The sequence below is a fragment of the Streptomyces sp. NPDC055815 genome, assembly GCF_053616475.1.
The window spans coordinates 137,693-157,092 of record NZ_JBSHDU010000008.1 but is presented as its reverse complement, the minus strand read 5'-3'; the positions used below and the strand labels follow the sequence as shown (position 1 = coordinate 157,092).

General features: G+C 74.2%; 13 protein-coding genes. 9 read left to right on the top strand and 4 right to left on the bottom strand.

Features of this window, described 5'->3' with window-relative positions:
- The first annotated feature begins 340 nt into the window (after window positions 1-340).
- From ACWGN5_RS08770 to ACWGN5_RS08750, 5 genes are all read left to right on the top strand, one after another.
- On the top strand, window positions 341-1,099 hold the full coding sequence (locus tag ACWGN5_RS08770; RefSeq protein WP_453512548.1) for an IclR family transcriptional regulator: 759 nt from the start codon (window positions 341-343) through the stop codon (window positions 1,097-1,099).
- A gap of 45 nt (window positions 1,100-1,144) precedes the next feature.
- On the top strand, window positions 1,145-1,474 hold the full coding sequence (locus ACWGN5_RS08765; protein WP_453512545.1) for a putative quinol monooxygenase: 330 nt from the start codon (window positions 1,145-1,147) through the stop codon (window positions 1,472-1,474).
- Between the two features lie 96 nt (window positions 1,475-1,570).
- Window positions 1,571-2,605, top strand: a complete 1,035-nt coding sequence (locus ACWGN5_RS08760; protein ID WP_453512543.1) for a LacI family DNA-binding transcriptional regulator — start codon at window positions 1,571-1,573, stop codon at window positions 2,603-2,605.
- A 133-nt stretch (window positions 2,606-2,738) separates the two neighbouring features.
- Entirely contained in the window at window positions 2,739-7,217 is a 4,479-nt protein-coding gene (locus ACWGN5_RS08755) for an aminotransferase class I/II-fold pyridoxal phosphate-dependent enzyme (RefSeq protein ID WP_453512540.1), read from the top strand.
- Window positions 7,217-8,008, top strand: coding sequence for a class I SAM-dependent methyltransferase (locus ACWGN5_RS08750; RefSeq protein ID WP_453512538.1), 792 nt, complete (start codon window positions 7,217-7,219; stop codon window positions 8,006-8,008). Before ACWGN5_RS08755 ends, ACWGN5_RS08750 begins: the two co-directional genes overlap by 1 nt.
- A gap of 10 nt (window positions 8,009-8,018) precedes the next feature.
- Here ACWGN5_RS08750 and ACWGN5_RS08745 read toward each other — a convergent pair whose 3' ends face one another.
- The 4 genes from ACWGN5_RS08745 to ACWGN5_RS08730 all read right to left on the bottom strand — a co-directional run bounded on the left by ACWGN5_RS08745 (window position 8,019) and on the right by ACWGN5_RS08730 (window position 13,269).
- On the bottom strand, window positions 8,019-9,113 hold the full coding sequence (locus ACWGN5_RS08745) for a glycosyltransferase family 4 protein (RefSeq protein ID WP_453512536.1): 1,095 nt from the start codon (window positions 9,111-9,113) through the stop codon (window positions 8,019-8,021).
- A gap of 123 nt (window positions 9,114-9,236) precedes the next feature.
- Complete coding sequence (locus ACWGN5_RS08740) at window positions 9,237-10,109, bottom strand: hypothetical protein (protein WP_453512534.1); 873 nt, start codon at window positions 10,107-10,109, stop codon at window positions 9,237-9,239.
- Complete coding sequence (locus ACWGN5_RS08735; protein ID WP_453512532.1) at window positions 10,091-11,935, bottom strand: glycosyltransferase family 4 protein; 1,845 nt, start codon at window positions 11,933-11,935, stop codon at window positions 10,091-10,093. Before ACWGN5_RS08735 ends, ACWGN5_RS08740 begins: the two co-directional genes overlap by 19 nt.
- Before the next feature lie 545 nt (window positions 11,936-12,480).
- Window positions 12,481-13,269, bottom strand: a complete 789-nt coding sequence (locus ACWGN5_RS08730; protein ID WP_453512529.1) for a glycosyltransferase family 2 protein — start codon at window positions 13,267-13,269, stop codon at window positions 12,481-12,483.
- A gap of 199 nt (window positions 13,270-13,468) precedes the next feature.
- On the opposite strand from ACWGN5_RS08730, the gene ACWGN5_RS08725 reads away from it, so the two are divergent.
- The 4 genes from ACWGN5_RS08725 to ACWGN5_RS08710 all read left to right on the top strand — a co-directional run bounded on the left by ACWGN5_RS08725 (window position 13,469) and on the right by ACWGN5_RS08710 (window position 19,315).
- Window positions 13,469-15,310 carry a glycoside hydrolase family 15 protein gene (locus tag ACWGN5_RS08725; RefSeq protein WP_453512526.1) on the top strand — a complete coding sequence of 614 codons (1,842 nt, stop codon included), beginning with the start codon at window positions 13,469-13,471 and terminating at the stop codon, window positions 15,308-15,310.
- Between the two features lie 258 nt (window positions 15,311-15,568).
- On the top strand, window positions 15,569-16,639 hold the full coding sequence (locus ACWGN5_RS08720; RefSeq protein WP_453512524.1) for a phosphatase PAP2 family protein: 1,071 nt from the start codon (window positions 15,569-15,571) through the stop codon (window positions 16,637-16,639).
- Window positions 16,640-16,682: 43 nt separating this feature from the next.
- A complete protein-coding gene (locus ACWGN5_RS08715) occupies window positions 16,683-18,902 on the top strand; it encodes an NADP-dependent isocitrate dehydrogenase (RefSeq protein ID WP_453512522.1) in 2,220 nt (739 codons plus the stop codon).
- 119 nt (window positions 18,903-19,021) lie between these two features.
- Window positions 19,022-19,315: a hypothetical protein gene (locus ACWGN5_RS08710; protein WP_453512521.1), complete on the top strand. Its 294-nt coding sequence runs from the start codon at window positions 19,022-19,024 to the stop codon at window positions 19,313-19,315.
- The last annotated feature ends 85 nt before the right edge of the window (window positions 19,316-19,400 follow it).

The following is a 19,400-nucleotide window of genomic DNA, read 5'->3' as shown; positions in this document are numbered from 1 at the left end:
CCACCGCCGTGTGGGCCCGCGCCCCCTTGGACGGCGCCCCGGCCCACCGCCGTGTGGGCAATCGTCCCGCTGGGGCGGGACGGGTGGGCACACGGGACGGCGCCCTCCCGCGGCGCCTCCGCCTTCCGCGCCTGGACCCGCACCACCAGCGGCGGAGCACATCCGGTGCGGGTCAGGGCGCGGGAGCCTCGGGCGCCGGCAGGGGCGCCGTTCCGTTGTGCCCACCCGTTCCGCCCTGCGGAACGATTGCCCACAACGGGGTGGGCGCCGTCCCGGCGGAACGCCTGCCCACAACGGGCGGGGCGCCGGCCCGCCACGCCGGGGCGCATAAGGTGGGGGCGTGTCTGTCAGTGGGCGGTCTGGGCCGCAGTCCGTCGATCGGGCCCTCGCCGTCCTCGACGTCGTCGCCGACGCCCACCACCCCGTACCACCCAAGGCCCTCGCACGGCAGCTCGGCTGCGCGCTCTCGACCGTGTACCACCTCACCGGCCCCCTCCTGGCCCGCGGCTACCTCGTCCGGACCGTCGACGGGTACGCGCCCGGGCCCCGCGTCCCGGCCCTGTACCGCTCGCATCAGCGGCACCACGGGCTCGGTGCCGGCACCGGGGAGCTCCTCGGCCGGCTGCGGCGGGCCACGGGCGCGGAGGCGTACCACACGGCCTACCGCGACGGCCTGATCACCGTCGTCGACACCACCGCCCCGGTCACGGACGCCGGACACCCGTTCAGCCCGGGCCCCGAGGCCCGCGCCCACGCGACCGCACACGGCAAGGCGCTGCTCGCCGCGCTGCCGCGCCCGCTGCGCCGCCGCTACCTGGCGGCGCACGGCATGGCCCGCTTCACCGAGCGGACGATCACCAGCGAGGAACGTTTCGAGGCCGAGGTGGACCGGGTGCGCGGCCAGGGCTTCGCCGTGTCCGTGGGCGAGGCCGACCTCGCGTACACCTGCCTCGCCGTGGCCCTCCCGGAGCGCGGCGACGGCATCGTGCACGCCCTCTCCGTCTCCCTGCCCACCGCCGAGTTCGCCCGGCGTCAGGGCGGGATCCGGGCGGCGCTGACCCGCGCCGTACCCGCCTTTCCGATCCTGCCGGAATCCTGAGCCGTCCGGCTCGCCCGCCGGCGCCGCCCGCCGCAGAGTGGACGCATGATCTTCATCGCCGTCCGTTTCACCGTCCGCCCCGACCACGCCGACCGCTGGCTCGACCTGGTCGAGGACTTCACCCGGGCCACCCGCGCGGAGCCGGGCAACCTCTTCTTCGACTGGTCCCGCAGCGTCGACGACCCGAACGTATTCGTCCTCCTGGAGGCGTTCGCCGATGCCGAGGCGGGCGCCGCCCACGTCGCCTCCGAGCACTTCACCGCCGGCCTCGGGGCCATGGCCGGAGCCATCGCCGCCACCCCCGAGATCATCAACGTCGAGGTCCCGCAGCAGGGCTGGGGCGCGATGGCCGAGCTGGCCCCGACCGGCGCCTGAGCGGTTCCGTCACGGCCCCGAGGGCCCCGCCGCCCCGCCTGATAGGTTCGCGTGCACACGCAGGCGGGGGCGGCGGCCCGAGGGGAGAAGCGGGACATGGCGGTGAGCGGACGGCAGACCGGCAGGCCCACCCTGGAGGAGGTCGCGGCCCGGGCCGGAGTCGGCCGCGGCACGGTCTCCCGCGTCATCAACGGCTCCCCGAAGGTGAGCGAACAGGCCAAGGCCGCCGTCGAGCGGGCCGTCGCCGAACTCGGCTACGTCCCCAACCGGGCCGCCCGCGCCCTCGCAGGCAGCCGCACCGACGCCGTCGCGCTGGTGATCCCCGAGACCGAGGCGCGCCTCTTCGCCGAGCCGTACTTCCTCGACATCATCCGCGGCGTCAGCGCCGAACTCGCCGACGCCGACAAGCAGCTGCTGCTCACCCTCATCCGCAGCGAACAGGAGCGGCAGCGCTTCGAGCAGTACCTCGCCGCCCAGCGCGTCGACGGCGTCCTGCTCGTCTCCGTGCACGCCGACGACCCGCTGCCCGACCAGGTCCGGGCCCTCGGCCTGCCCGCCGTCCTCAACGGCCGGCGCACCGAGGCCGAGCGCGTCGCGTTCGTCGACTCCGACAACACCGGCGCGGGGCGGACGGCCGTCGCCCACCTGGTGGCACGCGGCCGGAGCCGTATCGCGACCGTCACCGGCCCCCTCGACATGTACGTGGCCCGCTGCCGCCTCGACGGCTACCGCGAGGGCCTGACGGAGGCCGGACTCACCCCCGACGAGACGCTCGTCGCCAACGGCGACTTCACCGAGGAGGGCGGCCGGCGCGCCATGCGGGAGCTCCTGGACCGCCGGCCCGACCTGGACGCCGTCTTCGCCGCCTCCGACGTGATGGCGGCGGGCGCGCGGAGCGTCCTGCGCGAGGCCGGGCGCCGGGTCCCCGAGGACGTGGCCCTCGTCGGCGTCGACGACTCGGCGGTCGCCCGGCACATGGACCCGCCGCTGACCAGCGTGCGCCAGCCCATCGAGGAGATGGGCCGCACCATGGCGCGGCTGCTCCTGCAGGAGATCGCCTCGCCCGGCGACCCCGACGACCAGCCCCGCCGCATGCTGCCCACCGAGCTCGTGGTCCGCGCCTCCTCCTGACCCGGGAGGGCAGGGCACCGGGTGCCGAGATGCAGCCCTTCCGGGGGCCTCGGAGAATGGACACCGTACGGGGTCCGTATCCGCGACCAGGGCGCTGCCGACGGCGTCCGACCCTGCAAGGGGGCGGTGGACGATGTCGCTGCGCCGGCCGAACCGGCACGCCACCGAGCGCCGGGCCCTGCGCACCTGGACCGTCGTCTACCTCCTGTTCGTGACGCTGCTGACCGTCGCGTACCTGAAGGTCCCCGCCCGCCACACCGCCCTCTGGGCGCTGATCGGGCTCAGCGGCGTCGTCGCCATCCTCGTCGGCGTCCATCTGCACCGGCCCGCCCGCCGCTGGCCCTGGCTGGTCCTGGCCGCGGCCAATCTCACCTTCGTGGGCGGCGACACCGCGTACAACGCCCTGGAGGCCTTCTTCGGCCAGACCCGGCCGTTCCCCTCCATCGCCGACGCCCTCTACCTGGCGACGTATCCGCTGTTCGCCGTCGGCCTGTTCGGGTTCATCCGCTACCGGGCCGTCGGCCGTGACCTCGCCGTACTCCTCGACGCGCTGATCCTCACCTCGGGCCTCGCGCTGCTCTGCTGGGTCAACCTCATCACCCCGCTCGCCAGAAGCGAGGACATGACCTGGACCGAGAAGGCCATCTCCATTGCGTACCCCCTCGGCGACGTGCTGATGCTGGCGATGCTCGCCCGGCTCCTCGTCCCCGGCGGACTGAGATCCCGCTCCGTACAGCTCCTCACCCTCGGCACCTGCGGCATCCTCGCGTCCGACGTCATCTACGGCATCCTCCAGCTCAAGGGCACCTGGCAGGTCGGCACCCCCTGGGACCTCGGCTGGGTCGTCTTCTTCACGGCCTGGGGCCTCGCCGCCCTCCACCCCTCCATGACCGGCCTGACCGAGACCGCCCCCGAACCGGTCCCGCGCATCGCCGAGCGGCGGCTCGCGCTGCTCGCCGGAGCCTCCCTCGTCGCCCCGGTCCTGCTGCTCCTGCAGTCGCTGCGCCACGACAAGAACGAGGACATCGGCGTCATCGCGATCTTCTCGGCGATCATGTTCCTGCTCGTCCTCGCCCGGCTCTGGGGCATGATGAACGACCATGGCAAGGCCGAGGCCCGGGAACGCAGCCTCAGGGTCGCCGCCGCCTCCCTCGTCGCCGCCCTCAGCCCCCGTGAGGTCGCCGGAGCGGTCGAGACGGCCTCCGCCACCCTCTTCGGCCCCAACACCCCCCACCGGGTCCTGCTGCTCACCCGGGACCGCCGCGGCGGACTCACCGCCGTGGCCACCGCGGAACACCCGTGGAGCTGCCGCACCGACGAGCTGATCCGGCCCCGCGGCACCCCCTGGACCGAGCTGGTCGCCGAAGGCGCCCGGCTGCTCCCGCTGACCCGCCTCGACCCGGCCATCGCCGCCGAGATCACGCCCGAGCCGCACGCCCTGCTCTGCCCCCTCGAACTCCAGGCCCCCGCCGGAGGCGAGCCGGTGCTCGGCGTGCTGCTCTTCGCGGGCCCGGAGAAGAAGCTCGCGGAGATCGCGGCGTCCGCCCAGTCCCTCGCCTCCCAGGCGGCCCTCGCCCTCGAACGCTTCGGGCTCAGCGAAGAGGTCAACCGCCGCACCAGCGAGGCCTACTTCCGCACCCTCGTGCACAACACCTCGGACGTCATCCTGATCGTCGACGACGACGACAGCATCCGGTACGCCAGCCCCTCCGCCGAGTCCATGTTCGGCCGCTCGCTGCTCGCCGGGACCCCGCTCACCGACCTCCTCGCTCCCGCCGACACGGCGAGCGCCCTGCGTCTCGTCGCCGACGCGCGCGCCCGCGGGGCCGCCGACGCCCGGGACGACTGGAAGCTGCTGCACGGCGGCTCGGGCGAACTGGAGGTCGAGGTCCGGTGCAGCAACCTGCGCGACGAGCGCACCGTCCACGGCCTGGTCCTCACCCTCCGGGACGTGACCGAGCAGCGGAAACTGGAACGGGAGCTGACCCACCGGGCGTTCCACGACTCCCTGACCGGGCTCCCCAACCGCGTCCTGCTCCTCGAACGCATCGAGCGGGCGCTGCTCCGCGGCCGCCGCGAGTCCACCCTGACCTGCATGCTCTTCGTCGACCTCGACGACTTCAAGGTCGTCAACGACACGATGGGCCACTCCGTCGGCGACGAACTCCTCGTCGCCGTCGCCCGCCGCCTCACCTCGGTCCTGCGGCTCACCGACACCGCGGCCCGGCTCGGCGGCGACGAGTTCGCCGTCCTCATCGAGGGCGCGCGCGAGCCCCGGGACGCCGAGGCCCTCGCGGCGGAGATCGTGCACTCCCTCAGCCAGCCGTACCACCTCACCGACGGTGCCGTCTCCGTGTCGACCAGCGTCGGGATCGCGACCGTGCTCGACAGCGCGCACGCGGAGGAGCTCCTCGGCCACGCCGACCTCGCCCTGTACGCGGCCAAGGCCGCCGGCAAGAAGCGGTGGCGGCTCTTCCACCCCGAGCTGCACTCCCGGCTCGTCGCCCGCCACGAACTCCAGGCGGGCATGGACACCGCCATCGCCGACCACGCCTTCGCCCTGCGCTACCAGCCGATCGTCGAGGTGGAGGAGGGCGCCACGGCCGGCCTCGAAGCGCTCATCCGCTGGCCGCACGCCCGGCGCGGGATGGTGCCGCCCGACCAGTTCATCACCCTGGCCGAGGAGAGCGGGCACATCATGCCGCTCGGGGCCTGGGTCCTCGAACACGCGGCCCTGGACATCGCACGCTGGCAGCGCATGCACCCCCGCCGGTCGCCCCTGCGGGCCAATGTGAACGTCTCCCCGCGGCAGTTCCGCGACCCCGGCTTCCTCGAAGAGGTGCGGCGCGCCCTCCACTCCTCCGGGCTCGCACCCGACTCGCTGTTCCTGGAGCTCACCGAGACCGTCCTGATGCGCAAGGACGCCCAGATCCGGACCACCATGGCCGCCCTCAAGGAGCTGGGCGTCGGCATCGCCATCGACGACTTCGGCACCGGGTTCTCCTCGCTCAGCTACCTCCGTGAATTCCCCATCGACGTCCTCAAGGTCGACAAGTCGTTCATCGACGACATCACCACCGACCCGCAGCAGGTGGCGCTGGTGGAGGGCATCGTGCGCATCGCCGACGTCCTCGGCCTCCAGGTCGTCGCCGAGGGCATCGAGCACGAGGAGCAGCGGGCGCTGCTCGCCCAGATGGGCTGCCGGTACGGGCAGGGCTACCTCTTCGCCCGCCCCATGACCGCCCACCAGACCGAGTCCTATCTGCACCGCTCCCCGCCGGACGCGACCGGGCCGGCCGCCCGCCCCGCCGTCCGGCTCGCGGGCCCCGTCCCGGCGGTCCGCACCGTCCGGCCCCCGCGCGAGGCCCGCTGGCGGGACCTGGAGCACCTCCAGCGGACCAGCCTCATGTGCGACGCCGTCATCGACGAGGTCGACGGCCGCCGCATCCGCGTCGGCGAGGACTGGCTCATCGACTTCGCCTCCTGCAACTACCTCGGCTTCGACCTCGAACCCGCCATCATCGAGGCCATCGAACCCGAGGTCCGGCGGTGGGGCACCCACCCCAGCTGGTCCCGGCTCATCGGCAGCCCCCGGCTCTACCCCCGCATCGAGGAGCGGCTCACGGAACTCCTCGGCGCCCCCGACACCCTGCTGCTGCCCACCATCACCCTCATCCATCAGTCCGTCATCCCGCTCCTCGCCGGCACCGGACAGGTCTTCGTCGAGGCGCAGGCCCACCGCACCGTGTACGACGGCTGTGTCGGCGCCCGGGGACAGGGCGCCGAGATCCACCGCTTCCGCGCCGACCGGCCCGAGGAGCTGGCCGCGCTGCTGCGCGGCGCGCCTCCGGAAGCGGGCCGGCTCGTCTGCATGGACGGCGTCAACAGCATGACCGGCAACTTCCCCGACCTGCCCGTCCTGGCCCGGATCTGCCGGGAGAACGGCGCCCTGCTGTACGTCGACGACGCCCACGGCTTCGGTGTCATCGGCGAGCGCCGCCCGGGCGAGAGCAGCCCGTACGGCTCGCGCGGCAACAGCATCGTCCGCCACCTCGGGGAGACGTACGACAACCTGGTCCTGGTCGGCGGCTTCTCCAAGGCCTTCTCCTCGCTGCTCGCCTTCCTCGCCGTACCGAGGTGGCTCAAGGACCACCTCAAGGTGGCGGCGGCCCCGTACCTCTACTCGGGGCCCTCGCCGACCGCCTCGCTCGCCACCGCCCTCGCCGGACTCGAACTGAACGACGAGCGGGGGGACGAGATCAGGGCCCGCCTGTACCGCAGGACGGCCCGCGTCCTCGGCCATGTGCGGGCCCTGGGCATCGCCACCCCCAACACGGACGGCCTGCCGATCGTGGAGATCCCGCTCGGCGACGCCCGCGACCTCGACGCCGTCGCCACCTTCCTCTGGGAGCACGGCATCTACGTGACGCTCGCGTCCTACCCGCTCGTCCCGCGCGACCGGGTCGGCTTCCGCATCCAGATCACCGCCGCCAACACCGACGAGGAGATCGACCAGCTGTGCACCGCCCTCACGCAGCTCGCCGAACGCTTCGCGCTGCAGCCCGCCGCGGCCTCCCGTTCCGTCGCCGCCGGAAGGTCCGCGGAGGAGTGATGGACGCGACTCCGCCTGGCCCCGAGGAGACGGGCCGGGTCCGCCGCAACCGGGACGCCGACTGGAACGCCTGGCCGGTCGACGCCTACCTCGCCGAGAACTACCGCAGGCTGCACCCCTGCGACATCGGCGTCATTCGCCATCACGCCGCCGTCTACCGGCGCTTCGCCCCCGGCAGCCTCTCCCGCACCGTGGAGCTCGGCGCCGGCCCCAATCTGTACCCGCTGATGCTCGCGGGCGCCGCGAGCCGCGGCGTCGACGCCGTCGAACCCAGCGCCGCCAGCGTCCGCTATCTGCGGTCACAGCTCACGGACGGCATCGACGACAGCTGGCGCCCCTTCTACGCCCTGTGCCGCTCGCTCGACCCCGGGCTCCCCGGGGAGTGCGCGGAGGCGCTCCGCCGGGTCCGGGTGGTCCGGGGCACCGCCGACGACCTGGTCTCCGGCACGTACGACCTCGCCTCGATGAACTTCGTCGCCGAGAGCGTCACCGAGGACTTCGGCGAGTTCACGGCCGTCTGCGACGCCTTCGTCCGGGCCGTCCGCCCCGGTGGGACACTCGTCGCCGCCTTCATGGAGCACATGCCCAGCTACCGCATCGGCACCGGCCCGGTCTGGCCGGCCTGCCCGGTCGACGAGGCCGCCCTGCGGGCCGTGTTCGTCCCGCGCACCGCCGGACTGCGGATCACCCGGCTCGCGAAGGACCGCACCCTGCCCGAGTACGGGGACACCGGCGTCCTGCTCCTCACGGCGACCCGGCCGGACGGCTCCCCGTCACCGGGACGGGGCTGAGGCCGGGCCGTCAGGCCAGCAGCTCCCGGTACAGCGCCCCGTACCGGGCGGCGAAGCGCTCAGGGCCGAAGTGGTCCTCGACCAGGGCCCGTCCCCGCTCCGCGAGCATGTCCCAGGAACGCGGCTGGTCGAGCAGCCACGCCAGCTGTTGCCCGGTGCGGCGCGCGTCGCCCGCCGGGGCGCGCAGCACGGCATGGCCGAAGTCGGCGAACTGGGGGAGGTCGCTGAGGATCGACGGCCGCCCGCAGGCCAGCGCCTGGAGCACCGTGAGCGGGATGTCCGCGTTGCCGCCGAGCCGGGGCGGCGGGAACAGCAGCACGTGGACGGAGACCAGCAGGGCGTGCATGTCGTCGACGTATCCGCGGACGTCGACGTCGGGCAGCCCGGCCGCGCCGGCCCGCTCCCGCAGCGCCTCGTCGAGGGCCTCGGCGTCCTGCCCCGGCCGTCCCCGCATCGCGAGCACCAGCCGGAACCTGGCCCCCTCGCCGTGGGCCTCCGCGGCCGCCTCGATCGCGATCTCCGCCCCGCTGTGCGGATCGTGGTGCCCGGCGAAGAGGACCACGGGAAAGCCCTCGGGCCGCGGCAGGTACGGCCACTCGTCGAGCCGGACCATGGGCGGGACGACCCGGACGTCCCCGAACTCCGCCGCCCGCAGCCGGCGGGCCATCGACTCGGACAGGGCGACCGTGGTCCCGAGCGGCCGGGCGCGCCGCAGGGAGCGGTTGTCGGTCACCCCGGGCACGGTGTGCACCACCGGCCGTCCGCCGAGCAGCAGCGGGCGCAGCCAGGAGAAGGCGGGGAAGGCGCGGCCGATGCCCAGGAAGGCGTGCACGAGGTCGACCCGGCGGGCGAACACGGCTCCGGCGAGCGCCGACTGCACGCGTACGGTCGTCTGCGGCCCGCCGTCCGGGCACAGGACACGGACCGGCCGCCCGCGCTCCGGCAGGGCCTGGCGTCGCCGCGGCCCCTGGGTGAACCAGACGAAGTCCGTGTCGGGCAGCGCCCCGAGGACGTCGGCGGCCAGACGCACGCCACAGGACTCCGGACCGTCCAGCGGGCCGGCGGTCAGGAGCAGGACACGGGGCCGCCGCTCATGGCGCGGCATCGGGCACCTCTGCGGCGTCCGGTCCCGGCGCCCGGCAGAGCGGGCAGGGCCGCCGGCACGCGACCGCCGCCCGCCCGGACGCGTCGGGCGCGAGGACGGGGACGGGGACGAGGCGCGGGCTGGTCACCCCACACCTCCCGCGGTCCGGGCCCGGGTGCCGCGCAGACGGTCGGAGCCCCATGACACGGCCGTGTCGGCGGCCTCGGGCAGCAGATACACCTCGGGCGCCCGCGGGATGCCGCCCCCGGGGAACAGCGTCTCGGTCTGCGTCCGGTAGCCGCGGACCAGCTCCGCCTTCCGGTCGAGGTCCCGCTCCCAGGCGCGGGCCACCAGGCGGTGCCGGGCCGTGAACTCCGCGTCGGCGGCGGCCGTCTGGTTGTACGGGAACTCGCTGTAGTACACGACCCGGCGCCCGCTGCGCTCCGCGACGGTACGGGCAAGGACGTGGTCGGCGTGCCCGCCCACACCGAGGGGAGCGAGCACCAGCCCGCCGGAGCGGGCGGGCAGCAGCGCGTCGACGGTCTCCCCGGCCACGCGGAGGGTCTGGGCGTCGTGCGCGGAGACCCGGCCCCGGGACAGGTGCAGGCGGTACGTCGGGTACACCTGCGCCAGTTCGGGCAGCACCCGGGCCAGCCGGGCGGTGCCCGGCCCGATCCGCGGCAGCGGCCGGAACAGCCCGTCGACCAGGCCGACATGGCGCAGTCCGGCGTCGAGCAGGTCAAGGACCCGCCGGTCCTCCGCGCGCCGGTCGGCGAACAGTTCCCGCGCGTCCCGGGCCCCGGCCCGCTTCAGGTACTGCCGGGCGGAGAGGGTGTACGGCGGCGGCGCGGCCTCCGTGAAGAGCGTGGCGACCGTCACCGGGGCCCGCCGCCCCGCCCAGCCGAGCAGCGCGCCGCAGGACAGCACGGCGTCGCCCAGATGCGGCGAGAGCACGAGCATCGGGACGCCGGTGCCCAGGACGGTGCGGACGAATCCGGTCAGCGGGTCGTCTGCCATGACGGCGCACCCCTCTTCCTCGGCCGCCGTGCGGCGGCGGGTGAGTCGAGCAGCCGATGGGCCAGGGCCAGATAGCGGCCCGTCGTCTCGTCCCACGTGTAGTGCCGCGCCGCGACCCCGGCGCGGTGGCCCAGACGGCGGCGGAGCGCCGTGTCCGTGGCCAGTTCGGTCATGCGCGCCCCGAACTCCGCCACGTCGAAGGGCCGGACGGCCACATCGCCGCCGTCGCGCATCCAGCGCAGCGCGGGGAGGTCGAAGTGCAGCACGGGCTTGCCGTACGCCATGCCTTCCAGGGCCACCAGGCCGAAGGCCTCGTGCCGGGACGGCATCACCAGGAAGGCGCTGTCGCGCAGCAGCTGGCGCTTGCGGGCCTCCCCGGCCGGTCCGACCCAGTGGATCCGGGCCCCGGGGCCGTGGGCGTGGGCGGCGAGGAGCGCGGTGAGCCGGCGTTCCTCGGCGGGGGTGCCCGTGCCCGCGAGCAGCAGGTCGAGCGGGGGCCGGGCCCGGTCGTAGGCGTCGACCAGCAGGTCAAGGCCCTTCACCCAGGTGTCGATCCGGTCCAGGAAGAGGATGAACTGCCCGGCGCCCAGCCGGGCCTCGTCAGGGAAGGGCTGTTCGACCCCGTGGGGAACGACCTGTATGTCGGCCCGGGGACTGAGCCTGCGGATCGCGGCTCCGTCCGCCGCGTTCGTCACCACGATGTGCCGGTAGCAGCGCAGGCCGAGCCGCTCCACCAGGAAGAACGGCACGTGGTGCCGCCACCACGGGGCCTCGGCGCCCCCGTGGTCGATGCCGACGACGGGGGCGCCGGTCGTCAGGGGCAGGAAGCTCGTCGAGTACGGGGGAGTGAAGTTCTCCAGCCACAGGTCGTGCCGGATCCGGCGGGCCGCGAACGGCAGCATCGCGAGGAACAGCAGCCGGCCGGTGCGCGGGCCCGCCCGGCCCACCGCGAGCCGGACGTACCGGATGCCGTTCCGCTCCTCGGTGCCGCCGCGTCGGCCCGCCGTCACGACGGTCACCCGGAAGTCCTCGGCGAGCCGCTGTGCCACCTTGCCCGCGAGCAGCGGCCCGACGCCCCGGTGGGCGGGGTCGTCCGCGTCGTCGTAGACCGACAGCACCACGTGCCGCCGCTCCCCGGCCGGTTCGGGCTCCGGCTCGGCGATCACCCGCTCCCGCTCCCACAGCTCGTCGAGGATCCGCTCCAGGGCCGCGCCCGCCACCAGGGACGGGGCCCGTGCGCCGTCGAGGCGCGCGATGTCCGTCATCCGCAGCGACCAGCTCCGGTAGCGGCGCCACCGGGCGGTCGACGGCCCCCCGGTCTCCTCCCGGCCGCGGCCGAGCCGGGTCCCGGGCCCGGTCTCCACGAGCAGCGTGAGGGCGTAGCCCGCGGCGATCCGGCGGAAGGCGGACGCCGTCCTGGACGAGGCCGGCGGGTCGAACCTCACCAGGCCGTCCAGCGGGCCGCGGTCGGTCACGACCACGGCCCGCCCGCCGTGGGCCCGCGCCCGCGCGAACAGCCGGGCCGCGGTGATCCGGGCCGTGAGCTCGGCGGCTTCGAGGAACGCGTGGGCACGGCGCAGCCGGGGTCCCCGGCGCTCGGGATCCGAGGCGCGTCGTGCCCACACGTCCCCACCCGGTTTCCCCGTCGCCCTCACGCGTGGCGGAACCGGGAGTCGGCGGCACAGGAAGCAGCGGTGGCAGTGGACGGTGACGACGGTGACGCCGCGCTCGCGGAGCAGTCCGCCGAGCCGGCGCACCAGCGAGGACGTGCCCGCGTCGTCCGGTCCCGACACGGCGACGAGCAGGGGCCCGCGGAAGCCGGTCATGGCACCCGCCTCCGCGGCTTCCGGGCCCGCACGAGGGCAGGAACGCGGGCAGGGACGCGGGCAGGGACGCGGGCAGGGACGCGGGCGGGCGCGCTCGCGGGGGCGGCGCGGTGGGACGCACCGCACGTGCCGAAGGGGCCGGGTGAGCCGGACGCGCCGGACGATCGGCCGGAGCCGCGAGCGCGTCGCGCGGTGCGGGTGCGGGCCGTACGGGCGCGCCGTCGCCGCGCGGCACGGCGCGGCCCACGGATCAGGCACCGGGGCGCGGGGGCACCGCGGCCGATCCGGTCGGTGGCGCGGCGGGCGGGGTGGACCGTCGGGCGGTGCGGGGGACGGCAGAGCGAGCGGCGCCGGGCATCGGCGAGGGGCCAGTCGGTCACCCGCCGCAGGGGGTGCGGCGCGGGTGCCACCGGCGTCCGGCTGGAATGGAGGGAGGTCACGACGAGCCTCTTCCGGCAACCGACCCTGCCGAGGGTGTGCGCTCACTGTCTGGTTTGTCGAGAAATGTTGCTCATCTCAGCGTTAGCACCGTTGGGCCTGTTTCGTCAACCGGAAGCGTCCCGCGCGCCGCGCAGGGGAGTCCGCGCGAGGCGCGACAGGGCGTTGTGCGGCCGCTCGTGGAGGAGGGCGCCGAGGATGCGGGCGCCGTCGCGGATCGTGCGGGGGTGCGACGGGCCGTGACGGCACGGCAGTTCGAGGCTCGGCACCTCGGCGACGCGCAGCCCGTAGTGCAGCGCGTGCGTGACGAGTTCGGCCCCGAGCTCGACCCCGTCCTCGCGCAGGTCGAGGAGGTCGACGAAGGGGCGCCGGAACGCACAGAATCCGTACCAGAGATCCGTCAGGTGCTGGCCGTAGAGGCGGCGGGCGACCCGCAGCAGCGCGCGGTGCCCGATCCGCCGCGACAGCGGATAGTCGGCGTAGTCCCCGCCCGCGATGAAACGCGATCCCTTGACGAAGTCGTAACCGCTTTCCAGGTAATGCAGGTAATGCGGGATCTCCTGCGGCGACATGCTTCCGTCGGCGTTCATCAGAACGACCAGGTCCCCGGTCGCGGCGCGCAGGGCCGCGTGCGGAATGTCGCCGCGGGTGAAGTCCCAGGCCCCGAGCCGGAGCACGCCCAATCCGGCGCGCTCCTCGGTCTCTCCCGCGGGTCCGCCGATCAGGACGACCTCCCGCACGCTCGTCGGCACCTGGTCGAGGATCCGGTCCAGTGCCGCTCCCGGGTCCCCGCCGTCCGGGCGGACCGTGAGGACGAGGCTCACCGTCCGGGTGCCGGAACGGGGTGCCCGGTCGGTCGACCGGCGCAGGGGATGCGCATGTGAATCGCTACTCATCGGTACGGCCTTCTCGTCGGCCCGGCCTCTCGGCGGCCGGCCCGCTTTCTCAGAATCCTGCGCCCGGGGCGACGCCGTCAAGAAAAGCGGAAGAATATGCGGCTCCGTGCGAAGGGATGACCCGCTCTGCCGTCGGGTCATTCCCCCCTGTCACCAGGCCATTTCTGCACGCGACCTCCCGGAGGAATACAATCCGGTCATGGCAGGGCGAATTGAGGACTACGCCCTCGTGGGTGACCTGGAGACCGCCGCGCTCGTCGGGACCGACGGGTCCGTCGACTGGTGGTGCGCACCCCGCTTCGACTCGCCCGCCTGCCTCGCCGCCCTCCTCGGCGAGCCGGACCACGGCCGCTGGCTCCTCGCCCCCGTCGGCAACGGCCGCTGCACGCGCAGGAGTTACCGCGGCGACACGCTGGTCCTCGACAGCGTCTGGGAGACCCTCTCCGGAACCGTCCGGATCACCGACTTCATGCCGCCCCGCAGCCCGGGCGAGGACTCCCCGAGGATCGTCCGGATCGTCGAGGGGATCGCCGGACGGGTCGCCGTACGGGGCGAGTTGAGGATCCGCTTCGACCACGGCAGCATCGTGCCCTGGACCCGCGCGAGGGACCGGCGCACCGTCGTCTCCCTCGCCGGACCGGACGCCGCCCACCTCTCCTGCGGGCCCGGCGTCGAACTGGACGTCACCCCCGACCGTACGCGCTGCGAGTTCACCGTCACGGCCGGCCGCCGGGTCGCCTTCGTCCTCGGCTGGAGCCCCTCGTACGCCCCCGCGCCGCCGCCCGCCTCGCCCGCCGCCGTCGCCGCCGCCCTCGCCCGTACGCTCGCCTTCTGGAACGACTGGGCCGCGAACCTGCGCTACGAGGGGCCCGCCCGCGAGGCCGTGCTCCGCTCCCTGCTCACCCTCAAGGCCCTCACCTACGCCCCCTCGGGCGGCATCGTCGCCGCCGCCACCGCCTCCCTCCCCGAGTCCCTCGGCGGCGGCCGCAACTGGGACTACCGCTTCTGCTGGCTGCGCGACTCCACCTTCACCCTCTCCTGCCTGCTCCGCAGCGGATACCGCAGGGAGGCCCTGGCCTGGACCGGCTGGCTGCTGCGCGCCGTCGCGGGCGACCCCGCCGACCTGCAGCCGGTGTACGGGGTCGAGGGGCAGCGACGGCTCCCCGAGACGTACGCCGACTGGCTTCCCGGATACGAGAACTCACGCCCCGTCAGATTCGGCAACGCGGCCGTCGGCCAGTTCCAGCTCGACATCTACGGCGAGGTCCTGAGCACCGTCTACTCGGCCGTCCGGGCCGGCGTCGACCTCGACCCCGCGGCCTGGTCCCTGGTGGCCTCGCTCCTGGAGTACCTCGGCGAACGCTGGCGCGAACCCGACGAGGGCATCTGGGAAGTCCGCGGCCCGCGCCGCCACTTCGTGCACTCCAAGGTCATGGCCTGGGTCGCCGCCGACCGCGCGGTCCGCCTCGCCCGCCTCGCCGGACTGCGCGGCTCCCTCGCGCGCTGGCAGGCCCTCCGCACCGAACTGCACACGGAGATCTGCGCCCGCGGATGGAGCGAGGAACAGGGCTCCTTCACCCAGTCCTACGGAAGCCGGCAGGTCGACGCCACCGCCCTGCTGATCCCCCGGCTCGGCTTCCTCCCCGCCGCCGACCCCCGCGTCCTCGGCACCGTCCGGGCGATGGAACGGCTCGACGACCACGGATTCCTGCGCCGGTACGGCGACGTCCGCGACGGCGGCACGCACGAACTCGACGACCTCGGCGGCACCGAAGGGAGCTTCGTCGCCTGCACCTTCTGGTACGCCGACGCCCTCGCCGTGACCGGCCGCGCCGACGAGGCAAGGACCGTCTTCGAGCGGGTCCTCGACGTCCGCAACGACGTCGGGCTCCTCTCCGAGGAATGGGACCCGGTGGCCGGCCGCCAGCTCGGCAACACGCCCCAGGCGCTCAGTCATGTCGCCCTGGTGAACACGGCGTTCACCCTCTACGGCACGCGCCGCCACGACCGCGACCGCGCACGCCCCCTCGCCGTGGCGTGATCGCGCCGCCCCCGGCAGAGGGCCGGGCTCCCGAGGGCGCCGTCCAGGCGCCCGAGCCCTGCGCCGACGACCGGGCCGCACGCGCGGGCCTCGGCGTGTCCGGCGTCCTCACCCTCCTCACGGGTGCTGGTCCCGGCCCGGCGCCCGCCCCGCCGACGCAGACCGCGGGGCATGCCCGCCGCCCGGGCTCCGGCCCCCGGCGTGTCGTTCGGGTGAGTCCAGCGGGCGCCACGGGCGCGCGTGGGTTCGAATCGGGGCATGGCTTCCTACGACAGGCTCCGCGCCGGCGGCTCCCCGAGGCCGCTGGAGACCGGTGACACCTGGTGGTACGCCGCCGTGGCCGGCGAAGCCGCCGGCTCGTTCAGCACACGGGTCCGCACCCGGACCCGCCGTGCCTGCCTCGGGGCAGTCCTCCTCCTCACGGTCGTCTACGCGGGACTCGTGCTCACCGCGACCGGCCGCCGCTGGGGCGACGCCGCCGTCACCGGCCGCCGCGCCGACCCCGCCGCCGTCACCCTGCTCCGCGAGCACCCCTCCCTCGCCGGGGCCACCACCGTCTCCCTCGTCCTCGGCTGCGTCCTCCTCCTCGCCACCGGGCTCATACGCAAGCGGTACGCCCTCACCGGCGCCGCCGCCGGAGCGGTCGTCACCGCCCTCGCCCTCACCGGGCTCCTCCAGCGGTACGCCCCCCGCCCCCGGTTCGCCGACACCGCCGGCCTCGTCCCCAGCGGCTTCCCCAGCGCCCAGACCACGCTCTCCCTCGGCATCGCCCTCGGCCTGGTCCTCGTCGTCCCCTACCGGCAGCGCGCCCTGGCCGTCGGCGCCGCCACCCTGTGGGCCGCCGCCGTCGGCGCGTACACCATCGCGGCCGGGCAGCACCGGCCCGGCGACGTCATCGCCGCCGCCCTCGTCGTCCTGGCCGTGACCTCCGGCCTCCTCGCCGTCATCGCCCGCCGCGGCAAGGTCCGCCCCGGCCCGCGCCGCGGCCCCGCCCTGCCCGGCCTCCCGGTGACCGTCCCGCTCGCCCTGCTGGCCCTGGGCGGCCTGGGCGCCGGGCTCTGGCTGCTCGGCGACACCCTCGGGCTGCCCGCCACCGCCCCCTACGACCCGGCCGAGCTCCGCCTCGCGCACCGCTGCGGCCAGGCCCTCGCCGCCGGTGTGATCGCCGCCACCGGGCTGATCCTGCTCGCCGTGCTCCGGCGCGTCGACGTGGACGGCGCCCCCGCCGCGTACCGGCTCGGCGGCCCCTTCGTCGAGGCCGCCGGCGTCCCCCGCGACGTCGAGCTCACGGGGCCCTTTACCGAGGAGCGCGATCAGGAGATATCTTGATGTCGAGCAATCTCGCATACGCAGACGTGGAGCGGAGCACCCGGTGACTGACTCGACCATCATCTACACCCACACTGACGAGGCGCCTGCCCTGGCGACGTACTCGTTCCTGCCCGTGATCCAGGCGTATGCCTCGCAGGCCGGAGTCACGGTCGAGACGCGTGACATCTCCCTCGCGGGCCGCATCATCGCCGTCTTCCCCGAGTTCCTGGAGGAGGGCCAGCGCATCGCCGACGCCCTCTCCGAGCTCGGCGACCTGGCCAAGACGCCAGGCGCCAACATCATCAAGCTGCCGAACGTCTCGGCGTCCATCCCGCAGCTGAAGGCCGCGATCGCCGAGCTCCAGGCGCAGGGCTACGCCCTCCCGGACTACCCGGACGACCCGCAGACGGACCAGGACAAGGACGTCCGCGCCCGTTACGACAAGATCAAGGGCTCGGCCGTCAACCCGGTCCTGCGCGAGGGCAACTCCGACCGCCGCGCGCCGGGCTCGGTCAAGAACTACGCCAAGAACCACCCGCACCGCATGGGCGCCTGGACCCCCGAGTCCAAGACGAACGTCGCCACCATGAGCGAGAACGACTTCGCCTCCACGGAGAAGTCCGTCGTCATCGCCGCGGACGACACCCTCCGCTTCGAGTTCACCGCCGCCGACGGCACCGTCAGCGAGCTCCGCGCGCCGCTGAAGGTCATCGCCGGCGAGGTCGTCGACGCCGCCGTCATGCGCGCCGCCGCCCTGCGCACCTTCCTCGGCGAGCAGGTCTCCCGCGCCAAGGCCGAGGGCGTGCTCTTCTCCGTGCACCTCAAGGCCACGATGATGAAGGTCTCCGACCCGATCGTCTTCGGCCACGTCGTCCGGGCCTTCTTCCCGAACACCTTCGCCACCTACGGCGAGGCGCTCGCCGCCGCCGGCCTGTCCCCGAACGACGGCCTCGGCACCGTCCTGAACGGCCTCGACGCCCTCCCGAACGGCGCCGAGATCAAGGCCTCCTTCGAGGCCGAGCTCGCCGCGGGCCCCGCCCTGGCGATGGTCGACTCCGACAAGGGCATCACCAACCTGCACGTGCCGTCCGACGTCATCGTCGACGCCTCGATGCCGGCCATGATCCGCACCTCCGGCCACATGTGGGGCCCGGACGGCCAGGAGGCCGACACCCTCGCGGTCCTCCCGGACCACAGCTACTCCGGCGTGTACCAGGCCGTCATCGAGGACTGCCGCGCCCACGGCGCCTTCGACCCGTCGACCATGGGCTCCGTCCCGAACGTCGGCCTCATGGCGCAGAAGGCCGAGGAGTACGGCTCCCACGACAAGACCTTCGAGATCGCCCAGGCCGGCACCGTCCGCCTGGTCGACTCCGCGGGCACCGTCCTCCTGGAGCAGGAGGTCGCCGAGGGCGACATCTTCCGCGCCTGCCAGACCAAGGACCTGCCCATCCAGGACTGGGTCAAGCTCGCCGTCACCCGCGCCCGCGCCACCGGCGCCCCGGCCGTCTTCTGGCTGGACGAGAACCGCGGCCACGACGCCCAGATCATCGCCAAGGTCAAGCAGTACCTGCCGGAGCACGACACCGAGGGCCTGGACATCCAGATCCTGTCCCCGGTCGAGGCCACGAAGTTCTCCCTGGAGCGCATCCGCCGCGGCGAGGACACCATCTCGGTCACCGGCAACGTCCTGCGCGACTACCTGACCGACCTCTTCCCGATCCTGGAGCTGGGCACCAGCGCCAAGATGCTGTCGGTCGTCCCGCTGATGGCGGGCGGCGGCCTCTTCGAGACCGGCGCCGGCGGCTCCGCCCCGAAGCACGTCCAGCAGCTCGTCAAGGAGAACTACCTCCGCTGGGACAGCCTCGGCGAGTTCTTCGCCCTGGCCGCCTCCTTCGAGCACCTCGCGACCAGCACGGGCAACGCCCGCGCCCAGGTCCTCGCCGACACCCTCGACCGCGCCACCGGCACCTTCCTCAACGAGGACAAGTCGCCGACCCGTCGCCTCGGTGGTATCGACAACCGCGGCAGCCACTTCTACCTGGCCCTCTACTGGGCCCAGGAGCTGGCCGCCCAGACCGAGGACGCGGAGCTGGCCAAGGCCTTCGCCCCGCTCGCCGAGACGCTCACCGCCAACGAGCAGAAGATCGTCGACGAGCTGATCGCCGTCCAGGGCTCCCCGGCCGAGATCGGCGGCTACTACCAGCCCGACCCGGCCAAGGCCGCGGCCGTCATGCGCCCCTCCGCCACGTTCAACGAGGCCGTCGCGTCCCTCGCCTGATCCGGCGCGAGACCGTCGTCCGCCCCGGCGCGCGACTCGTACCGCCCCGGCCGGAATCCCTCCGGCCGGGGCGGTCCCGTCGGTGGCGCATCTCACCCCCCGGTGTGACCCTGGAGGGCATGAGCTGGGCATCTTGGACGACCGCCGGTGTCTACACCGGGCGAGGTGGGGTGCTGACCGACGAGGCGGGTGTACTCACGGGCGATGTGACCGTGCACACGACGTTCGCCGAGCGGGAAGCACGCGTGGCCGTGCAGTACAGCGGCGCATCCGACTGGTTCACCATGTCGGGCAGTCCCGTTCCGTGCGCATCGGAGGAGGAGAGCCGCGAGCTGCACGACGCCGTCGTGGCGGCCGTCCGGGAGGGGAACGGGGCCACGGTCCCGACCCTGCCCGCGGCACCGCCGGTGTAGCCGGCGGCCTTCGGAAAGTGTTATCCCTCCCGTGCCCACGGGTCTCCTGACGACGGGGGACTCGGACCAGGGATGAGGGAGCGGA

Excerpts from the sequence above, each read along its gene's own strand:
- ACWGN5_RS08765 (WP_453512545.1), top strand. The coding sequence starts at position 1,145 with ATGATCTTCATCGCCGTCCGTTTCACCGTCCGCCCCGACCACGCCGAC.
- ACWGN5_RS08740 (WP_453512534.1), bottom strand. The coding sequence starts at position 10,109 with ATGGCAGACGACCCGCTGACCGGATTCGTCCGCACCGTCCTGGGCACC.
- ACWGN5_RS08750 (WP_453512538.1), top strand. The coding sequence starts at position 7,217 with ATGGACGCGACTCCGCCTGGCCCCGAGGAGACGGGCCGGGTCCGCCGC.
- ACWGN5_RS08745 (WP_453512536.1), bottom strand. The coding sequence starts at position 9,113 with ATGCCGCGCCATGAGCGGCGGCCCCGTGTCCTGCTCCTGACCGCCGGC.
- ACWGN5_RS08755 (WP_453512540.1), top strand. The coding sequence starts at position 2,739 with ATGTCGCTGCGCCGGCCGAACCGGCACGCCACCGAGCGCCGGGCCCTG.
- ACWGN5_RS08735 (WP_453512532.1), bottom strand. The coding sequence starts at position 11,935 with ATGACCGGCTTCCGCGGGCCCCTGCTCGTCGCCGTGTCGGGACCGGAC.
- ACWGN5_RS08720 (WP_453512524.1), top strand. The coding sequence starts at position 15,569 with ATGGCTTCCTACGACAGGCTCCGCGCCGGCGGCTCCCCGAGGCCGCTG.
- ACWGN5_RS08730 (WP_453512529.1), bottom strand. The coding sequence starts at position 13,269 with ATGAGTAGCGATTCACATGCGCATCCCCTGCGCCGGTCGACCGACCGG.
- ACWGN5_RS08725 (WP_453512526.1), top strand. The coding sequence starts at position 13,469 with ATGGCAGGGCGAATTGAGGACTACGCCCTCGTGGGTGACCTGGAGACC.
- ACWGN5_RS08710 (WP_453512521.1), top strand. The coding sequence starts at position 19,022 with ATGAGCTGGGCATCTTGGACGACCGCCGGTGTCTACACCGGGCGAGGT.
- ACWGN5_RS08760 (WP_453512543.1), top strand. The coding sequence starts at position 1,571 with ATGGCGGTGAGCGGACGGCAGACCGGCAGGCCCACCCTGGAGGAGGTC.